Genomic DNA, 17,742 nt, shown 5'->3' on the forward strand with positions numbered 1-17,742 from the left:
GAGGATTGATGCAATGGCGAGCGACCGACAAATTGCCGCAAACCGACGAAACGCGAAAAGGAGCTCTGGTCCGAAGACGGCCGGTGGTAAAAAACGGGCGAGCCGCAACGCATTTCGGCACGGGCTCAGCTCGGCCATGCCGTGCAACAGCGGGGAGGGGAAGCGGATCCGTGAGCTGGCCAACGCCCTCAGCGGCGCCACGAACGACCCATTGATCGCGGAGCGCGCGATCGCGCTAGCCCAATCTAAGCTTATGCTCGAGCGGCTGGCGCAAGCGAAGATCGAGATGATCAAACGGGTCTACGCACAAGGCTGTGTCGACAAGCCGCCGCCCCACCTATTTGCGAAAATCGAAGATTTCGATGATCATACGGTATTAACTCATCGGCCCGGCGTGAGGGTGTCTAAGTCGCTGAAACACTATCGTAGACTGCCCGCCGACGAACCGCGCCGGACCACTGAGGCTGTTTTCCGGGCCCTCCCGGTCCTGACGGATTTGGGTCGATATCAGCGGCGCGCGGTGGCACGGTTTGATCGGGCAGTCAGGAGCTTCATGGAAGCTTGTCCTTTACCGAACCCCGACAAGTCCGGTCCTGCAAGTCGAAAACGGCGAAGGGAAGGGCGGGTCAGCCGCGAGAAAAAGCGAACGCGCTGACACCTTGCGCCTTGGGATCGCAGGCGTCACTCGCTCATTTATTCCGAGCGGCGAACACTGCCCCCGCCAGGTCGAAGCAGGCCAACTGCAAACCAAACCCAGTTCCTCGGAAACGCGAGCTGGGTTTTTGCTGCTGTTCGATCGCCAACGACCTGCTTGGCTCGCTATCGGCGGCGAGGGCTGGTTGATTCCGAGGGAGTCCGCTCTTGCGGTTGTCCAGAGCCTCAAGCGGGTTGAGCGATATGCCTGCAGGTGAAGCGGGACAGGCTGGTGCGACGCTCGATCCTGGAGCAGCGCAGCGGACGCCTCGCAGAAAGTTTAAAATGTGCAGAACGAACCCAATTTTTGTCAATGAGATCAACGAAGCTCTAATTGAAAGCGCGGGGCTGGTGATGCAGCCACTCCGGGGTCGAGGCCCCGCGCGGGGTCCTGCCGCAATGGCGCAAGCTCAACCGCTACGAGGCGCGAACCTGTGCGGCGTGGGATCAGGCGCTGTCGGAACCCGCGCCGAAGGTGTTTCCGCGCCGCGACCTTGCCGATCTGTCGGATTCCGAGTTGGTGATCTACGGACCATAAACTCAGTCGTCCCAGAATGGAGGTTCGTCATGGTTCCCAACACCAAGCCCGTCAGCCATTCGAGGACATGGACATTCTTCCGAGGCGAGTGGCACGAGGGCAATTTGCCGATCATGGGGCCACGCACCCATGGGCTCTGGCTCGCCTCGACAGTGTTCGATGGCGCGCGCGCCTTCGAAGGCGTCATGCCCGACCTCGATCGTCATTGCGCCCGCGTCAATCAATCCGCACTCAATTTCGGGCTCAAGCCGATCGTCGATCTCGGCACGTGGCTCGGACTGGCGCGTCAAGGTATCGCCCGTTTCCCGGCCAATGCCGAACTCTACATCCGCCCGATGTACTGGCCGCAGAACGGCATCGGCGGCGGTGTGCTGTTCGATCCGGAAACGACGGACTGGTGCCTTTGCATCTACGAATCGCCGATCCCGGCGCCTGTCGGCAGCGCGATTACGCTGTCGCCGTTCCGCAGACCGACCGCCGAATGCGCGCCGGCCGACGTCAAGGCCTCCTGCCTTTACCCGAACAGCTCCCGTGCGCTCAGGGAGGCTGCCTCGCGCGGCTTCCAGAATTGCCTGATGCTGGACATGCTCGGTAACGTTGCGGAATTCGGCAATTCCAACGTGTTCATGGCGAAAGCAGGCGTTGTCTATACGCCGGCGCCGAATGGCACCTTCCTGAACGGAATCACGCGGCAGCGCGTCATCGAGCTTTTGCGCGGCGACGGTATCACGGTGATAGAGGCGACGTTACGCTATGCCGATTTCGTTACTGCGGACGAGATCTTCTCGACCGGCAATTTCGCCAAGGTCGCGCCCGTGATCCGGATCGACGACCGGCAACTCTCGCCCGGGCGCTTTTATGCGCGTGCAAGAAAGCTGTATTGGGATTTCGCACACGGGGTGAAGCTTGCGGCGTGAGGGCTTTCCGCTGGTCCTTTGATGGTGCAGTGCGATGGGGCTTGCGAGCCGCTCGCGGACCGATCAGGATGAGCGCGCGACTGCAGGCATTCCAAACCGGAAAATGATGATGCGAACACTCATTCCGCTCTGTGCCGCCCTGGTCTGCTTCTCGGCAGCGATGACTCTGAGCTCATCCAACGCGAATGCGGTGTTCTGGCGCGGCCTGACCGCGCCAACCGATATCGACTATCATGGATTCTTCATCATCAAGGAGCCTCCACCGAGCTCATGTCAGTGGATACGGGTGAGCGGCGGCTATTACGTCCGACAGTGCGTGTACTAATGCGATCCGCTCCCGCATCGAACCTATCGTCCCCCTATGGGGCGGCACGATCGCCTTTGGCGCTGACGTCGGTGTGCAAAAAAGGGTACTCCGGACGTAAGCGTCGGCATGGGGGCCTCCTGAAAAGCATTGTCGTCTCCAACACGCACCCACGCAATTCGCTCGGCACAAAGGTCACGCCCGAGACCACACGGATGCGTCCTGCACTTCCGACCCCAGGGCCCTGGCCGCAAGGCGCAGGTGCCGGGAATGATCGCTCCTGACGTCGATCCGCACGCTTGGCTGACACAGACTCTCGAACGGATCGTCGCTCAGGGCTGGCCGATCTCAGATCGACGCGCTCATGCCCTGGAACTTCAAAACCTGAACGGCTTCAGCTAAACGCTTACTCCGGGTCAGCAGCGTTATGGCGACGGGCAACTTAACTGCAAACAGTGGATCAATTTGTCGAGGGTATCGCCGCCAGCACGCGGACCCGCCTGGTGGCGAGTCCGCGCTGGGTCCTGTGTGGCAGCACGACGCGTCGGAGGCGCAGAGTGACGGGCCCACCAAATCGGTGTGCCTGCCCAATGAACGCGTGCCGCCATCGCCAGACAAAGTCGGCGGCACGGCTCAGTTGGTGCACCGTCCCCGCCCGTTACGTCTTTCAACTGAGGTTTTTGCGGAACAGTGCTTCTGACCTTCGAACGTCAACCTCGAAGCTGGCGATGCGAGGTGCGCCAACGTGATTACCCTGGCCGTTGATCAATTCACGTGAGCCCGGCGCCTCAATTTGCTTGACATTGGAGATGACGTCGATGACCTCCGGCGTTCGTCGGTCGATGTCGCGGTCTGAGGGCGGCGCATCGCTCAGTTCTGCACGTGCCAGCGCCCCATGGTTCATTGCCCAAATTGCCGCTTGTGTCCGGTTCTGGACCCGGATCTTGCGCAAGATCGCCTTGACGTGGACCTTCACCGTGGCCTCGGCGATATCGATCTTTCGGGCTATGGTTTTGTTGGAATCGCCTTCGATCAGGCAGCGCAGAATTGATTTCTCCCGCGGCGAGAGCTGCGGCGCGACCGTGTCGTCCGTGGTGACGCAGATCGCCCCCTCGTTTTCATCGTGGATCGCTGCTTTGCTTCCGTGGTCAGTTTTGGTATCGAGAGCGAACGATAGAAATGCCGGCGGGAAGACTGTCCCACCCATCGCCACTAGTTCGATCGATTTGATGAACGCATCGCAGCAGTTGACGTTCACGAAATAACCGTTGGCGCCCGCCCGAAATGCCAAAGCCAGTTCGGCGGGCCGATCGCGATTGGCCACTATCGCTATGCGTCCACCCGGATGCTGATCCCTCACCAGCCCGATGTGTTCTGCCGCGAGATCGAAATGATCTCCGGCTTGGACAATGAGAAACAGCGGCTGGGGCGATTGAAGCATGCTCGGCAATTCATCCACGCTTGATACCGAAGCCAGGATCCGGAAACGTCCCGCACGCAGGATTTGGGCAATACCTTCTCTGACTAAAATATTCTTCCCAATAAGAACCGTTGCAAAAGATTGACGCCTCATATCACTCTCCCAACCTGACGAAGACTGACACTTCAACGGGCGATTCAAAATAGCGAGTCTGCACGAAAAAAAATGGGCTCGGAGGTGAAGTCATTTCGTTCAATGCTGTCGTCTAAGGTAGAACGCCGCCAAGGCTGATGATAATTCCAGCCAGTCACATCTTCGAGGTAGCTGGATTGGATGATGTGTGCCACCGTCTAGCACGCGCTCTCTCTTCGGCCTCCCGCACCCGCCTACGAAGATCGTCAAGTTCAGTAACGTTCGGCCATTTCGTGGACGCTTCGAAGCAAAGCCTCAGCAGAAAAACTTTTGGCTACAACTACTCGCAGACAAGCTCCTCGCAAAACAGATTGAGGAAGGCGCCATCGTGCTGGTTGCTCGCGTCATCCTGTTTGCCTTGATGTGAGCAATACTCATGCCGCCTGAGGGATAAAGACGAGATGCCAGCAACTTGAGACGGCCTTATCGCATGAACACTAGAATCAACGCCATCGTGACCAGCGTGAACGTGCTGGTAACAGTGATGCCCAGGTACAACCGTTCCATTCTTTCCCTCCATCCTTGAAGGCAGACCCCGCTCCGGAGTAGCCGGAGCGGGGACCGACACTGAGACCGGTACGCAATACCCCGGGCTGTCTGGTGTACAGTAAAGTTAATACTGCTTAGCCATCGACGCAAGCGGAATCTGCGGTGCCCTTTCGCCCTCGATCACAAAAAAAATAGGGGGTAGTCTATATTTCAACTCGGAAACCGGTGCGATCAGGCTCGTACTTTCCGACGCCGCTGTTGGCCGTGGTGCGCAGACTTCGACGCGACAATGGCGAATGAGAGTGGAAGCCGCGCGACAGCGTTGCGGCTCCTCCGTCTTGCTCACAAATCCGGGTATCGATTCGTTGGGCTAGAAGGTCATCCGCCACCGCCGACGTGCGACTTACGAACTGCCGTTGCTGCTGCGTTTGCGGGCTGGTCGACGATGTGCTCGAGCAGCTTCGGATGGTCACGGTCCGGGTAGTTGCGGCGCACGATCTCGCATCTTGAGCCGTTGGCCTTCTTGGGACGCCCGGCTTGCGCCTTGGGCCGGGTTTTGCCACCGCCGATCTTGATCGAGGCGCTTGGTGTTTTTCCTTGTATTGAATGTGCGGGGTAGATTTCCGCCCCTCGTCCGTATTTGGGTCACGTCCGTATTCTCACGGAGACAAATTCCTGGCGGCATGGATATTTACAATTGGTAGCAAAAACACTATACACGGTTGCCAATTTTTTCACGCCCCGCCGGCCAGTGATTTGGGGCAATTTCATTGGTGGAGTGATGTATTCAAGCCATCAGCAAATTTCATCGCCAGAGGTTGTTGAGTTGCGTAAAGAGGCGGGCCTCTGGCTCAAAGAGCTGAGGGAAAGGCGGGGGTTGTCGCAGCGCCAGATGGCTGAGAAGGTGGGCGGGAATTATTACACCTTCATCTCTCAATTGGAGTCAGGGCGCGGCCGGATACCCCCCGACCGATATTTAGTGTGGGCCGAGGTTTTGGGCGTAGAGCCGAAGGTTTTCGTCAGAAATCTACTAAGGTGCTATGATCCGGTCACCCATTCGATATTGTTCGGAAAGAGCGACAAGAGGTAGGCCCTAGGGGCATCAACACTTTCGATTGTACTTTCCGACCCTGGGGGAGCTTGGCCGCATCGATGATGAGCGGTTGTGTTACGTAGCGAGTTCACCATTGGGCTGAGTACTTTCATGTTGCAAAGTAATCAGGTTCTTACCTTTTTTCGGGCTTACGAGCGAGGCGATTGGAGCCAGCCGGAGCTGGCGGAATTCTACAGGGTGGAAGATGCCCTGACAAAATCCGGAGTTGGGATTTCAACAGATCGTGGGCTCACCGACGAGGGCGAGCCCTGGTTTGTTTTCTTCCGGCAAGACAACGAAGAGGTAATCGTTCACTTTGCCCGCATCGACGGCGAATACGTTGTCGCTTCGAATTTCACCGAAGCAGTACTTCGCGGCCGAAACTTCGAGAGGTTGGTGCGGGAGTTGCTGGATTCCCATCCGTACGTTTTACCGAAGCAGCATCCGTCGCGATCGACCGTTTTTCTGCATCCCGCCACACTGTTGGCCGCCCTGGTGGTCACGGGCTACGTCAAGAGCAGTGAACTGAATGCGACTGCCGACGACGGCAGCCGGCCGGAGAAGTCCTTCGGGTGGTTTCTCGATCGTCACGATCTTGCGGCGACATATTCCGCAATCGTAATCGCCTCAGTTTGGGATAGCCTGGCGATAGGCGGTTCGCTTAGCAAGCCGTCTGATGATCTCGTGTCACTCGATCATGCACAGCCCGCCCACGGTGAGCACTGTCCACATATTGGACAGGCTGTCGCCGACGACAGCTTGCTGCAAAATTTTCAGGCGTTTCACGGCACGGATGATCGGTCCGTCTTGGCTGCGGCGGCGCTCCATCTTGACGGGCAGGACGCCGTTCACCATTTCAATGAGCCGGCGATTGCTGGCTTGGTGGCCAAGCCGTTTGGTCCCCTTCCCGAGTCATCTCATCACGATAGTGTGGCTGCCTGTTCGGCGCATGACGTAGTCCGTGCCGAGCATGATTTCGATTTGAAGCTGGCGGATTTTCACCCGCAGCAGCTTGACGGCTTCCCGATTGCCGCCGGGGAACAGGCTGAACGAACCGTCACCCACGATCCTGTCAGTTCCTCCGCCCCGTCAAATCTGACGCCGGACCATCCTGCTCCTGAGCATGTTTCGACGGCGCCGACCACAGCGGCTGCGCATGCGGATACGACCACCACCACTCCTTTGATCCCTAACGTGACAAGTCTGGCTGACGCGACCCAGACGCCGGTGTCGGATCTACAGCCCGAAGTCACGTCGACCGTCGGCCCGTCCGCTCAGGTGAATCAGCCCACAGCGACCGTCGACCCAACCGCGCACGTGAACCAGCTCATAGCGACCGTCGATCCAACCGCTCAGGTGGACCAGCTCGCGGCGACCGTTGACCCGACTGCTCAGCTGAACCAGCTCGCGGCGACCGCCGACCCGACCGCTCAGGTGAACCAGGTCGCGGCGAGCGTCGACCCGGCTGCTCAGCTGAACCAGCTCATAGCGACCGTCGACCCGACCGCTCAGGTGAACCAGGTCGCGGCGAGCGTCGACCCGACCGCTCAGGTGAGCCAGGTCACGGCGACCGTCGACCCGACTGCTCAGGTGAACCAGGTCGCGGCGACCTGCGACCCGAACGCCCAGGTGAGCCAGGTCGCGGCGACCGGCAACCCAACCGCTCAGGTGAACTACGCCGCAAATGATATGAGCGCCAACACACACGATCTCGACGTATCGGATGGCTCGACGGTCAGCATCGTCGGAATTGATGTGCACCACGCCTCAACTGCTCTGGCGTGAAATCGACCAAGCCTATCAGTCGTTGTTATGAGTTGCCCGCCATGTCGAAACGTCCATCTTTTTTGGCCGACGCGTCCAAGGCTATTCGCCCTGGCTTCGCAACGGCCATTGTTTTTAGCTTCTTCATAAATCTGCTGGCGTTTGTGGGCCCCCTCTACATGCTCCAGGTGTACGATCGGGTTCTGGGCAGTCGAAACATCGGCACGCTGGTTGCGCTGACCATGATCGCGGGCTTTCTCCTGATCGTGTATGCGGCTCTGGAGAAAATCCGATCGTCCGTCCTTGTCAGGCTTGGCCTTCTGTTCGCCGACAAGGCAAAGCGCCCGTTGTTTGATACGGTCCTGCGCGGCACGATTGTTCAGCCGGGTGCAAACCAGGCGCAGGCTTTACGAGACCTCGATACTATTCGCGAGTTCCTGACTGGCACAGGCCTCATCGCGTTCTGCGACGCGCCCTGGGTTCCTGTGTTTGTCGCTGGATGTTTCATTATGCATCCCTGGTTCGGTTATGTGGCCGGCGTGGGGGCATTGCTCATTTTTGCGTTAGCGTTGGCCAACGAGCTATTGACGCGTAATCAATTGAAGGACGCCTCTCGCAATTCGGTCCAGGCCCATTCGTACGCAGCAGCTACGTTCCGGAACGCTGACGTGCTTTATGCCATGGGCATGCTCAAGGGCTTGCGGGACCGTTGGTCCGATCGACATAGTGAAGGCCTGCAATTGCAGGCGGGCGCCAGTGATCGGGCCGGTTTTCTTGTAGCATTCAGCAAGTTCGTTCGTGCGTTTCTTCAGATTGCGATACTCGGAGTTGGTGCGTATTTGACGGTCAACCAGGAGACTTCGGCAGGCGCAATGGTTGCAGCCTCGATCATCATGGGGCGCGCACTTGCCCCGGTCGAAATAGCCGTCGGACAATGGAAGACATTCCTGGCAGCTCGCGCTGCATACGAGCGGATAAGCAATCTCGTGAAAATGCTCCCCGAGGAAGGCGAAAAAATCGCGCTTCGTCCGCCCCAAGGCCTGATCTCAGTCGAGAATATTCTCGTCATCCCCCCCGGCGGAAAGGAGCCCGTTATCCGGGAACTCTCCTTCGCCCTGCAGCCTGGTGAGATCTTGGGAATTATAGGTCCGAGCGCAGCAGGTAAGTCCAGCTTGGCACGAGCGTTGGTTGGGGTGTGGCGACCCGCCGTTGGGAAAGTCAGAATTGACGGATCTGAGTTGGCTCATTGGAATCGCGATCAGCTTGGCCCCTATATCGGATATCTTCCGCAAGACATTGAGTTGTTTTCCGGTACGCTTGCAGAAAACATTTCCCGGTTCGGCGAGCATGACGAGGAGAAGCTGTTTGCTGCGGCCGAAATGGCTGGAGTTCACGAGTTGGTGCAAGGCTTGCCCGATGGTTACAATACCCAGGTAGGCGAAGGTGGACTTGTCCTGTCGGGTGGGCAGCGGCAGCGTATAGGCTTGGCTCGCGCGCTCTATGGAAAGCCACCGATCGTGATACTCGATGAACCAAATGCGAGTCTGGACTCGGAAGGCGAAGCTGCGTTGATGGAGGCGATCGAGGCGCTGAAGCGAGCGCGCTCGACCGTTGTCGTTATATCGCACAAGACCGCGATGCTTGCGGCGGTGGATAAAGTGCTCGTGCTTGCAGCCGGACGGGTGTCGGCGTTCGGCGGTCGCGTTGAGGTGCTTTCTCGATTGATGGGCGGTCCGAAAATCGCGGCGGTCGCCGGTGCTGCAACAGCCGTCCGATAGGTGCGACGATGCAGAAGAACCTCGTTCCGGACTGGAGAGTCCCAGCCATAGCCGGCTACGTCGTCATCGTCGGCACTTTTCTCGTTCTAGGTGGATGGTCTGCCTTTGCTCGGCTGGACAGTGCGATCACCGCCACCGGAGTTGTGTCCGCGCAAACCAACCGCAAGACCGTCCAGCATCTGGAGGGTGGTATCGTTCGCGAAATCCGCATTCGCGAGGGACAACACGTCCAAGCCGGGCAGGTCTTATTCCAACTGGACCTTACGCAGGCAAAGGCTGGATATGAGCTGCAGCGCAACCAGCTGGATTCAGCGATCGCCCAGGAAGCGCGTTTGATCGCCGAACGGGATGGCCAGGACGAAATAGCATTTCCCCAGGAGCTGCTTGATCGCGCCGACGATCCAAACGTCAAGCGGGCAATTGCCGACCAAGTGGCTCAATCTCGCGAGAGGTGCGGCTCTCTCAAGGGTCAGGTCCAAATACTTGACGCCAGGATCGATCAATATCGATCGGAGATCGAGGGCCTAAGGCAGGAGCGAAGCGGAACGGCCAATCAGCTCAAGTATGTAAATGAAGAATTGGTTGACGTCCGTCACTTGTTTGAAAATCAGCTAACCCAGAAAAGTCGATTGATGGCGCTCGAGCGCGAAAGGAGCCGCCTGGAAGGCTTGCTTGGGCGCTCAACTGCGGATGAATCAAAGGCCCGCAACGGCATCGAAGAAGCGCGTCTGCAGATCCGGCAACTTCGCCAAAAGTTCCAGGAGGATGTTGCTAGCTCGATGCTCGAAACGCGACAGAAGATCAATGATCTTCGTGAGAAAGTCAGAGTCGCGCAGGACGTCCTGTCTCGCGTGGACATCGTGTCTCCCAGCACAGGCGTTGCACAAAATCTGCGGGTCTTTACCTCTGGCGGAGTCGTCAAACCGGGTGAGCCCATGGTTGACGTGGTCCCCGAGCACGACGCGCTCATTGTGCAGGCGCACGTGCAACCACAGGATACGGAAAATCTCCAGCCTGGTATGCCCGCGGAAGTCAGGTTCACCTCATTTCAAACGCGTATCCTTCCGATCATTGTGGGGCAGGTCGAGAGTATCTCCCGCGATCGCCTCATCGACGAACAGACCAAGCAACCGTACTTCCTTGCTCAGGTTGTCGTGGATGACATACCCTCGTTCGTAAAGGATCGGTTGTCAGCTGGAATGCCCGCGGATGTGATTTTCCCCACCGGCGAGCGAACGGTTCTTGATTACTTGGTCCGCCCGCTCAAAGACCGTCTGCGAGGCGTCATGCGGGAGAAGTGATCGGAGCAAGCGCCATGAACGCGCAGAGGCTTCGCCTGTGGACGCCGTGTGGCAGGACGCCGGTCTTGCGCGGTGACGGCATCACAGTGATAGAGGCAACGCTACGCTATTCCGATTTCGTCACTGCGGACGAGATCTTCTCGACCGGCAATTTCGCCAAGGTCGCACCCGTAATCCGGATCGACGGCCGGCAACTCTTGCCCGGGCGCTTTTATGCGCGTGCACGCAAGCTCTATTGGGATTTCGCACACGAGGTGAAGCTTGCGGCGTAAGAGCTCCCCGCAGGCCATTTGATGGCGAGATAGGACTTGCGAGCCTCCCTGGGACCGATCAGGATGAGCGCGCTACCGCAAGCAGCTCCATAACCGGAAGATGACGATGCGAACACTCCTTCTGCTCTGTGCCGCCCTGGCCTGTTTCTCAGCAGCGATGACTCTGAGTCCGTCCAACGCGTATGCGGTGTTTTGGCGCGGCCTGACCGCGCCAACCAACATCGACTATCACGGCTACCTCATCATCAAGGAGCCGCCACCCAGCCCCTGCCAGTGGATACGGGTGAACGGCTATTACGTCCGTCAGTGCGTGTACTAGCTGCTGTCCGTGTTCGATGTGAAGGCCGGCGATCGGTCATCTCGGCGCTGCTCACTGTCTAGGGCGTGGACTTAACTATGTCTATGTCACGGTAAGGCCGAACCGGAGGATAGCAACTCTCGCCGGTAAGCGTTCGATTCTGCCAAAGCTGAACCTTTTTTCCTCGTGCGGACTGCGTCTCACGATTTTCGGCATATTGCCGAGCAAGCGCCCGCAAGCGGATGACACGATGCTTCGATCTTTGTCGCCTACATCGCAAAAAGTAGGATTGCGGCGATCGAGCCTAACGCGGCGAGGCTGTTGCGGTCCTTGAGGGCGAAGATGATGGGATCGTCATCCATCGCGCGCCGATGAGCCAAGATCAGGATCCTACTTAGCCAGTACATCAAGATCGGGCAGATCAGCCACAAGACATCCGGACGGCGATACAGCCGGTGAACGGTGTCCGAAGAAATGTAAAGCGCAAATACAGTGACCGCATTGAACGCTGCCCCAGCCGCTACTGCGGCGATAACACTGAGATCCGACTTGCGGTAATCGCGGTTGGTCGGATCTGGCAGCTCGCCATCAAGCCGAGTGGCCAACTCAACATACCGCTTGATCAGAGCAAGCGCCGTGAAGATGAGTATGGAAAACCCGAGCAGCCATTCGGACAGTGGGACCGTCACTGCTGCTGCGCCGCCGACCACGCGGCTCGTATAGAGCAGCGCCAGTGCAATGACGTCGATCAACAACTTGCGCTTCAACCAAAACGAATAGGCCGTCGTCAGCAAAAGATAGAAGGCCAGAACGGCGCCAAATTCGCCCGGCAGGGGAATAGCAAGCCCGATTGCGGCAAGCAGCAATAGCACGGCCATGTACAGCGCAGCTGCCATTGGGACGGTTCCTGCCGCGAGCGGACGTGCCTTCTTGGTCGGATGCTTCCGGTCGGCATCGAGGTCTACCAGATCGTTTAGGATGTAAATGGCAGAAGCCGCGAGCGAGAAAGCGACAAAAGCCGTGAGCGCGGCGATCATCGAGGCAAGCGCGAATTTCTGAGCCGTGACCAGCGGCACGAAGACAAGCGCGTTCTTGGCCCACTGATGCATTCGGAGGAGCTTGATCCAGGAACGGACCTCCCCACCGGTGGATTTCGACAAAATCGCTGCGCCGCCGAGTTCCGCAAGTTTGGCTCGAACGGCAGCAGAGGGACGGACGGCCAGGCGCTGCCGGGCAGCCTCCCAGATCGGATAATCTGCAGCCCCGTGGCCGATATAATCGAAGCCGCCGCGCCCGAACGCATCAGTAAGAACCTGCGCCTTGGTCGGCTGCGAAGGATATTCTGATGCGCTGCAAGCAAATATTCCGGCGAACAGACCCAGATGGTCGGCCACGGCACGGGCATAAGCCTTGCCGTTCTCTGATATCAGATAGACCGGCGTGCCTGACGCAGCCGCTTCGCGGACGAAGCTCAGCACCGGCTCGTCAAATGGAAGGTGCGAGACGTCGAGCGGGGTTGTGCTGACGATGTGGGATTTGAGAGCTGCCTTGCCGCGCAAGAGCGCCTTCATGAACTTGCCTGGTTCGGCCGTTCCTCGGCCAAAATGGGCAAAGATTGCTTCGACAAAGAGATTCGATCGAATAAGGACGCCGTCGAGATCCACCACTAGGGGCGTCTTCAGCCTTAACTCTGAAGGAGGGTTCAGCCTCGGACCCATCGTTTTTTACCCCGCAGCACGGCGAAACTGCTAGTTTTCTGAATGCGCGTGAATGGACCCCACATGATCCGCTTCATGAAATCTATCGTTTAAGAAATCCGGGTCCTTCGTCCGCAATCGTGTCCTGTATCTTATTGAAACAACGTTAATTTTCTAAGGTGCTGTGGTCGATGTTAGCCAGAACATTGGAGTTAGTCCGATCTTCAACATCGAATCCGACGAGGTACGCGCGCTACATCCTCGAGGGCCTGGCGGTCATCCTTGTCTTCATGACCGGCTGGTTCTCCCGTTGGGGAGCCTGGCAAGATAGGGGTGTTCTCGATTTTGACGCGTTTTACATCGTCGCGCAAAGGGTTTGGCTCGGGGACCTCGCCCAGGCCTACCGTTTTGACCGAATGGTACAGATGCAGATGGATGCATCCGGTGGCAAGTTCAGTTTCCTGCCGTGGACCTATCCACCGCAGTTCGATCTGCTGGTCGCACCCTTAGCGCTCGTGCCGGTCGGAACTGCATACTTCCTTTTTACCGCGGCCACACTCGGGTTTTATCTGCTGACGCTAAGGGCGGTTGCGAAGAGTTATTTCGCGCTGGTGGTGATTCTGCTTTCGCCTGCCTTGCTGATCAACCTTATGTGCGGCCAGAATGGCTTTCTGACCGGGGGCCTTATCGGCCTTGCGTGCCTTACCATCGAACGGCGGCAGCTTGCAGCCGGGCTAAGTCTTGGCGCGATGATCATCAAGCCGCACCTTGCGATTGCCTTCGCGGTTTATGCGCTACTCGCACGCCGCTGGATCACCGTCGTTACGGCAGCGGCGGTAATCCTTTCGAGTTCGATTCTCTGCACGTTGTTGCTGGGGCCCCAGATCTGGAGCGCGTTTCTAGGGAGCGTGCACGATTCCGCTACTTATCTCGAGCGTGGATCCTACCCTCTGTTTCGCATGATTTCCGTCTATGCATTGCTGCGAACGGCCGGCTTTTCCGCCTCGCTGGCATTTCTGAGCCAAGTCGTCGTGGCCGTATTCGTCCTCTCAGTCGTCGCCGGCGCGATCTACCGCCAACTACCGGCGCACTGGTGCCTGGGCCTGGCAGCCGTCGCCTCGGTATTGATCAGCCCATACGCCTATGACTACGACCTGACGATCCTTGGCGTAGGCATGGCCCTTTTGCTGCCCGATCTCACTCGTCTCGCAAGCACGCGCGAGCGCGCCGCTATTTACTGCATGACGCTCCTGGCAGGATCTTACAGCTGGCTCCAGATCTTGCGCGCGTGCGTGCAGGATGGAACAGGCGCGATGGAGCACTCCGTCCCCTCGTTCAGCGGTTTGCCGCTTCTCGTTCTTCTCTGGCTCATAGTTCGAGTTTTGCTGCGAGGCGCAGGCGAGTTCCGCCTTGAGCGTCAGCAGGCGGCAGTTCAAACTGTGAGCACTGAAGAGGATTTGGCAGATTCCCTGGTAGCAAGATGAATGCTGTCCACCGGCCGGCGCTACGTGGAATAGCAGCCGCCGGCGCGCTCTCTCTTAGAGAAGGAAGCCACCTGCGCCTGTCGGGCCGCAGCGCGGCCGAGGTAATCAAAACTGATGAGGATCAGCTCACCCGATAGGATGAGCTTCATCTCCATTACCCCTTAGTCACAACGGCTCGCTTCAGATATTCCGGAATGCGACCATACACGAGTTGTCAGCTTATCGTTCCGCGCGGCTGGCTCGAGCTGCTTCGAACGCTCTTATCTGTTTCGTCGAATAAATTAGATCCTACGATATTTCGTGGAAGTTATGATGAGAAGTTATAGAATTCTGGCGCCAGTCATCGCCATCCTTTGTTTTTGTGTGACGCTTGTCCTCATTGGCGGGGCAGCCTTTCCGGGCGACGATGCCTATATCAACCTGCACAACGCACAGGTTCTGCGACAGGGTTTTGACAGCGCCTACGCCGGTGTGCCAGCGCTGGTAGGCGCAACAAGCGGCGTGCATCTGGCGTTCCTGCTCCTGTTTGAGGCGATATCCTATAGCGATGCAATGGCGCTTTTCCTGCTTGGAATGGTCATTGCTGCGGTCTACGCGCTCGGACTGTTCGATGCTGCGGTGAATGTCGGTTGCTCCGGGTTTGAAGCATTCCTCATTTCGCTCGGCGGCCTTGTTGTAGCAGGCTCGGTTTTTCAGCTTCTAAACGGCATGGATACGGGGCTTGCCATGGCGGCGGTGGCGTGGACCATCAAGCTGCTGACCGATCGCGAACGAACGCTATGGTTGCCTGCGCTATGTGGTTTGATGACGTTCGTGCGGCCCGAGCTCGCCTTCTTAGCGGGTGGTGCGATGCTGCTCTTGTTGTGCGAGCCGCTGTCGAATTGTTTCAAAGCGGCGAGCATCTTGCTTTGCGTCGCAACGGCTACGCCGTTTCTGCTCTGGTATTGGATTGACACCGGCGCAGTCATTCCGTCAACGATGGGGGCCAAGACCTACTTCTTCGCTGGACAGCACGCTGGCCTCACGGTGTCAAATTTCCTGCTAGCGGTGTTTGCTCACGCGCTGCCGGTGTCATTTCCGCTGTTCGTTTGTTGCTTCTTCATTCGTCCGCTGTCACTCCGCCTGCTCCTCGGCGGATTTGTCGTCGCTTTCCTTGCGGCACTTATTTGGCGTTTTCCGGGTGGTCTGGCCCATAACGGAGGCCGATACCTGTTTCCCTTCGTTCCGATCCTGTTGTTCGGCGTGGCTGACGGCCTCTCGTCACATCGTCGCCGCCGGACGTTGATGTATGCGGCAGTGGCCACATTGATCGCCCCACTAGGGTTATATGCTCAAGCTTCGCTTTTCGAAAACGGCTTGCGTGGGTTTCATCGCAGTTCGGAGCTCGTCGTCAGGTGGATGAACACGGAGTTGCCGGGACAACCAACTATCATGGTGCATGACGCCGGATATCCTAGCTATGCAGGCCGGTTCTCCCTAGTTGATCTTGTCGGCCTCAAGACGCCAGACGCGGTCGAGATCCACAAACAAACTACATTTCCTAGTGCCGGACGGTCGCGCGGCGACGCGGTTGCCGCGATCGCAGAAAAATTCCATCCCGGCTATTTAGTGGTGCTGCAGGATTGGGATGTCTCGTTCGGGCTCGTCGCCGGCCTGCGCGCCCACGGCTGGAGCGCGCAGGAAGTCTATGCTGGGACCGGTGACGGGATTCCTGCGGAAAATGTCTATCGTGTCTACCGTCTGACTCCGCCCGAGAGCAGTTAGATATCGATGCAAGCCAATATCGCGCGCCGACTTTCACCCCGGCATATTTGGGCAACACTCATCTGGAGTGGTGCCGTAGGGCTGTTGCTTTGGCAGATCTATCGGCAGCGAGCATTCTTTCATGACGATGCGTTTATCTCCCTTCGCTACGTCGTTCATCTCGTTCAATCCGGAGAGTTGACGTGGAATTTGGGCGAGCGGGTCGAAGGTTATACTAACTTTCTCCAAATTCTAGCGACCTCCGTTCTCGTTAAACTCGGACCAGGTCCTATCGATTCCGTGCGTTCAATCAATGCGGTCGCGGCAGTTGGCCTCATATTGTCAACCATTAGCGGCGCAAGGCGCCTTGCGCCGAATGACCCGATTGCCGTAGCCGTCGGGGGCTTTCTCGTGATGAGCTCGGCGCCTGTCGCACTCTGGATATTCGGCGGCCTCGAAACGATTATGGTGGCTGCGTTTATCACCATCGCGATCACCCTAATTCTTCCGGTATTCCAGGCGAACGACCACCCGACCGCTCGAAGCCTCTTCGCCGGACTGGTGATTGGTCTGGCCTATCTTACGCGCCCGGATGCGTTGATTGTCGGGGGTACGATGCTCTTAAGTCTTTGCTGTTTCGCGCCAGGAAGCCTATGGTACCGGCTCCGATCTGCAGGACTGTTCGGATCGGCAACAAGCGCGATCCTTCTGCCTCATATCATATGGCGCGTATCTTATTACGGCGATCCGCTACCGAACACATTCTACGCCAAAGTTGCTCTCCCGCTGTTTCAGCGTCTGCCGATTGCGGGTGCATATGCCGCCGTCGCTATGTTCTTGCTTCCTGCGATCCCACTTGCGATAGCCGGACTCGTCTGGGCGATATGCACGAGAAAGATTAACTCGGCTATTTGTTCGATTTCGGCAACGATATCTGGATATTTCCTCTACGTCGTTTGGGCCGGCGGTGATTACATGCCTGGTGCGCGTTTGCTCGTACCGCTAGTCGCCCCGGCATCACTTCTGGTGGTCGCGAGCCTTTCTATCAGCACTGATCGAAAATGGCGCACCGGCTTTGCCACCGTAGCCATCGTCTTTGGATTGATGGGAGCGATTACCTTCCAGCAACGGCGGATGGACGCTGCGGCTTTCGTGGGTTCTTTGGTCGGAAAATATATTTCCGATGCGTGGCCGCCAGGCGCGCTGGTCGCACTTCACACCGCGGGCTCGACTCCCTTTTATGCGCCTCACTTGAGATTTATCGACATGCTCGGTCTTAATGATCGTGCCATTGCACACCGCTCGCCCGTTCCGATTCGCACGCCGTGGCAGACGGTGCCCGGACACGCAAGGGGCGACGGAGCCTATGTATTGCGCCGTGCGCCTTCGTACATCATCGCCGGGCCTGCGCAGGGCAGCTCTGTGAAGACGCCCTGGTTCCTCTCCGATGTTGAATTGGGGGAGAGCCAGGAGTTTCAACATTGCTATATCCCTGAGAGCGCTGAGATCCCATACGCAGAGGAAGTGGCCCGTCTGGGGCCGGAGGGGCCGCGCCCGCTCATTTTCACTTACTATCGGCGCATCTGCTAGGCGGCCGAGGTTGGCCAAGTCATCCTTTCCGCCCGGCGGATGGTCGATGCTGTCCCGGCCTTTAGGAATCTGCTGCGCAGCCACCGTTCGAAAGCTGCGGAGATCCAGGCGACAGTCACACCGAGCTATGGCACGGTTGCGACGTGCCGGCGCATTAAGAATTAAGACC

At 58.1% G+C, this 17,742-nt stretch carries 14 protein-coding genes and 2 pseudogenes; 13 read left to right on the forward strand and 3 right to left on the reverse strand.

The genetic code is table 11. The features are described from left to right. Nucleotides 1–13: 13 nt before the first annotated feature. From YUU_RS0128460 to YUU_RS60385, 4 genes and pseudogenes are all read left to right on the forward strand, one after another. On the forward strand, nt 14–655 hold the full coding sequence (locus tag YUU_RS0128460) for a hypothetical protein (protein WP_156944552.1): 642 nt from the start codon (nt 14–16) through the stop codon (nt 653–655). 605 nt (nt 656–1,260) lie between these two features. Next, nucleotides 1,261–2,148 carry a branched-chain amino acid aminotransferase gene (locus YUU_RS0128465; protein WP_027525436.1) on the forward strand — a complete coding sequence of 296 codons (888 nt, stop codon included), beginning with the start codon at nt 1,261–1,263 and terminating at the stop codon, nt 2,146–2,148. A 109-nt stretch (nt 2,149–2,257) separates the two neighbouring features. Next, nucleotides 2,258–2,473, forward strand: coding sequence for a hypothetical protein (locus YUU_RS0128470; RefSeq protein ID WP_027525437.1), 216 nt, complete (start codon nt 2,258–2,260; stop codon nt 2,471–2,473). 261 nt (nt 2,474–2,734) lie between these two features. Next, a pseudogene (locus tag YUU_RS60385) lies at nt 2,735–2,840 on the forward strand (transposase domain-containing protein); the annotation flags it as partial. A gap of 279 nt (nt 2,841–3,119) precedes the next feature. On the opposite strand, the gene YUU_RS51985 reads toward YUU_RS60385, so the two are convergent. After that, entirely contained in the window at nt 3,120–4,025 is a 906-nt protein-coding gene (locus tag YUU_RS51985) for a response regulator transcription factor (RefSeq protein ID WP_084801589.1), read from the reverse strand. A 1,309-nt stretch (nt 4,026–5,334) separates the two neighbouring features. On the opposite strand from YUU_RS51985, the gene YUU_RS0128490 reads away from it, so the two are divergent. The 6 genes and pseudogenes from YUU_RS0128490 (at nt 5,335) to YUU_RS0128515 (ending at nt 11,080) form a co-directional block, all read left to right on the forward strand. Then, the gene (locus YUU_RS0128490) at nt 5,335–5,643 is read left to right on the forward strand and encodes a helix-turn-helix domain-containing protein (protein WP_027525439.1); all 309 of its coding nucleotides are present in this window, start codon (nt 5,335–5,337) and stop codon (nt 5,641–5,643) included. Between the two features lie 114 nt (nt 5,644–5,757). Then, entirely contained in the window at nt 5,758–7,431 is a 1,674-nt protein-coding gene (locus tag YUU_RS55265; RefSeq protein ID WP_027525440.1) for a hypothetical protein, read from the forward strand. Between the two features lie 41 nt (nt 7,432–7,472). Further along, the gene (locus YUU_RS52000) at nt 7,473–9,188 is read left to right on the forward strand and encodes a type I secretion system permease/ATPase (RefSeq protein WP_051389932.1); all 1,716 of its coding nucleotides are present in this window, start codon (nt 7,473–7,475) and stop codon (nt 9,186–9,188) included. Between the two features lie 8 nt (nt 9,189–9,196). After that, a complete protein-coding gene (locus tag YUU_RS52005) occupies nt 9,197–10,489 on the forward strand; it encodes an HlyD family type I secretion periplasmic adaptor subunit (protein WP_035663565.1) in 1,293 nt (430 codons plus the stop codon). A gap of 62 nt (nt 10,490–10,551) precedes the next feature. Then, nucleotides 10,552–10,761 (forward strand): annotated as a pseudogene (locus YUU_RS0128510) (branched chain amino acid aminotransferase); the annotation flags it as partial. 157 nt (nt 10,762–10,918) lie between these two features. Next, nucleotides 10,919–11,080 carry a hypothetical protein gene (locus tag YUU_RS0128515; RefSeq protein ID WP_245288110.1) on the forward strand — a complete coding sequence of 54 codons (162 nt, stop codon included), beginning with the start codon at nt 10,919–10,921 and terminating at the stop codon, nt 11,078–11,080. 248 nt (nt 11,081–11,328) lie between these two features. Here YUU_RS0128515 and YUU_RS52010 read toward each other — a convergent pair whose 3' ends face one another. Continuing rightward, a complete protein-coding gene (locus tag YUU_RS52010; protein WP_051389925.1) occupies nt 11,329–12,777 on the reverse strand; it encodes a UbiA family prenyltransferase in 1,449 nt (482 codons plus the stop codon). A 170-nt stretch (nt 12,778–12,947) separates the two neighbouring features. Here YUU_RS52010 and YUU_RS52015 point away from each other — a divergent pair, with 170 nt between their 5' ends. Beyond that, entirely contained in the window at nt 12,948–14,240 is a 1,293-nt protein-coding gene (locus YUU_RS52015; RefSeq protein WP_063621754.1) for a glycosyltransferase family 87 protein, read from the forward strand. A gap of 20 nt (nt 14,241–14,260) precedes the next feature. Here YUU_RS52015 and YUU_RS62410 read toward each other — a convergent pair whose 3' ends face one another. Continuing rightward, complete coding sequence (locus YUU_RS62410) at nt 14,261–14,389, reverse strand: hypothetical protein (protein WP_256375310.1); 129 nt, start codon at nt 14,387–14,389, stop codon at nt 14,261–14,263. A gap of 163 nt (nt 14,390–14,552) precedes the next feature. On the opposite strand from YUU_RS62410, the gene YUU_RS0128535 reads away from it, so the two are divergent. Further along, complete coding sequence (locus YUU_RS0128535) at nt 14,553–16,004, forward strand: hypothetical protein (RefSeq protein WP_156944553.1); 1,452 nt, start codon at nt 14,553–14,555, stop codon at nt 16,002–16,004. A 6-nt stretch (nt 16,005–16,010) separates the two neighbouring features. Then, complete coding sequence (locus tag YUU_RS0128540; RefSeq protein WP_156944554.1) at nt 16,011–17,573, forward strand: hypothetical protein; 1,563 nt, start codon at nt 16,011–16,013, stop codon at nt 17,571–17,573. Nucleotides 17,574–17,742 lie beyond the last annotated feature (169 nt).

The sequence above is a fragment of the Bradyrhizobium sp. Ec3.3 genome, from assembly GCF_000472925.1.
In the GTDB taxonomy this organism is placed as follows: domain Bacteria; phylum Pseudomonadota; class Alphaproteobacteria; order Rhizobiales; family Xanthobacteraceae; genus Bradyrhizobium.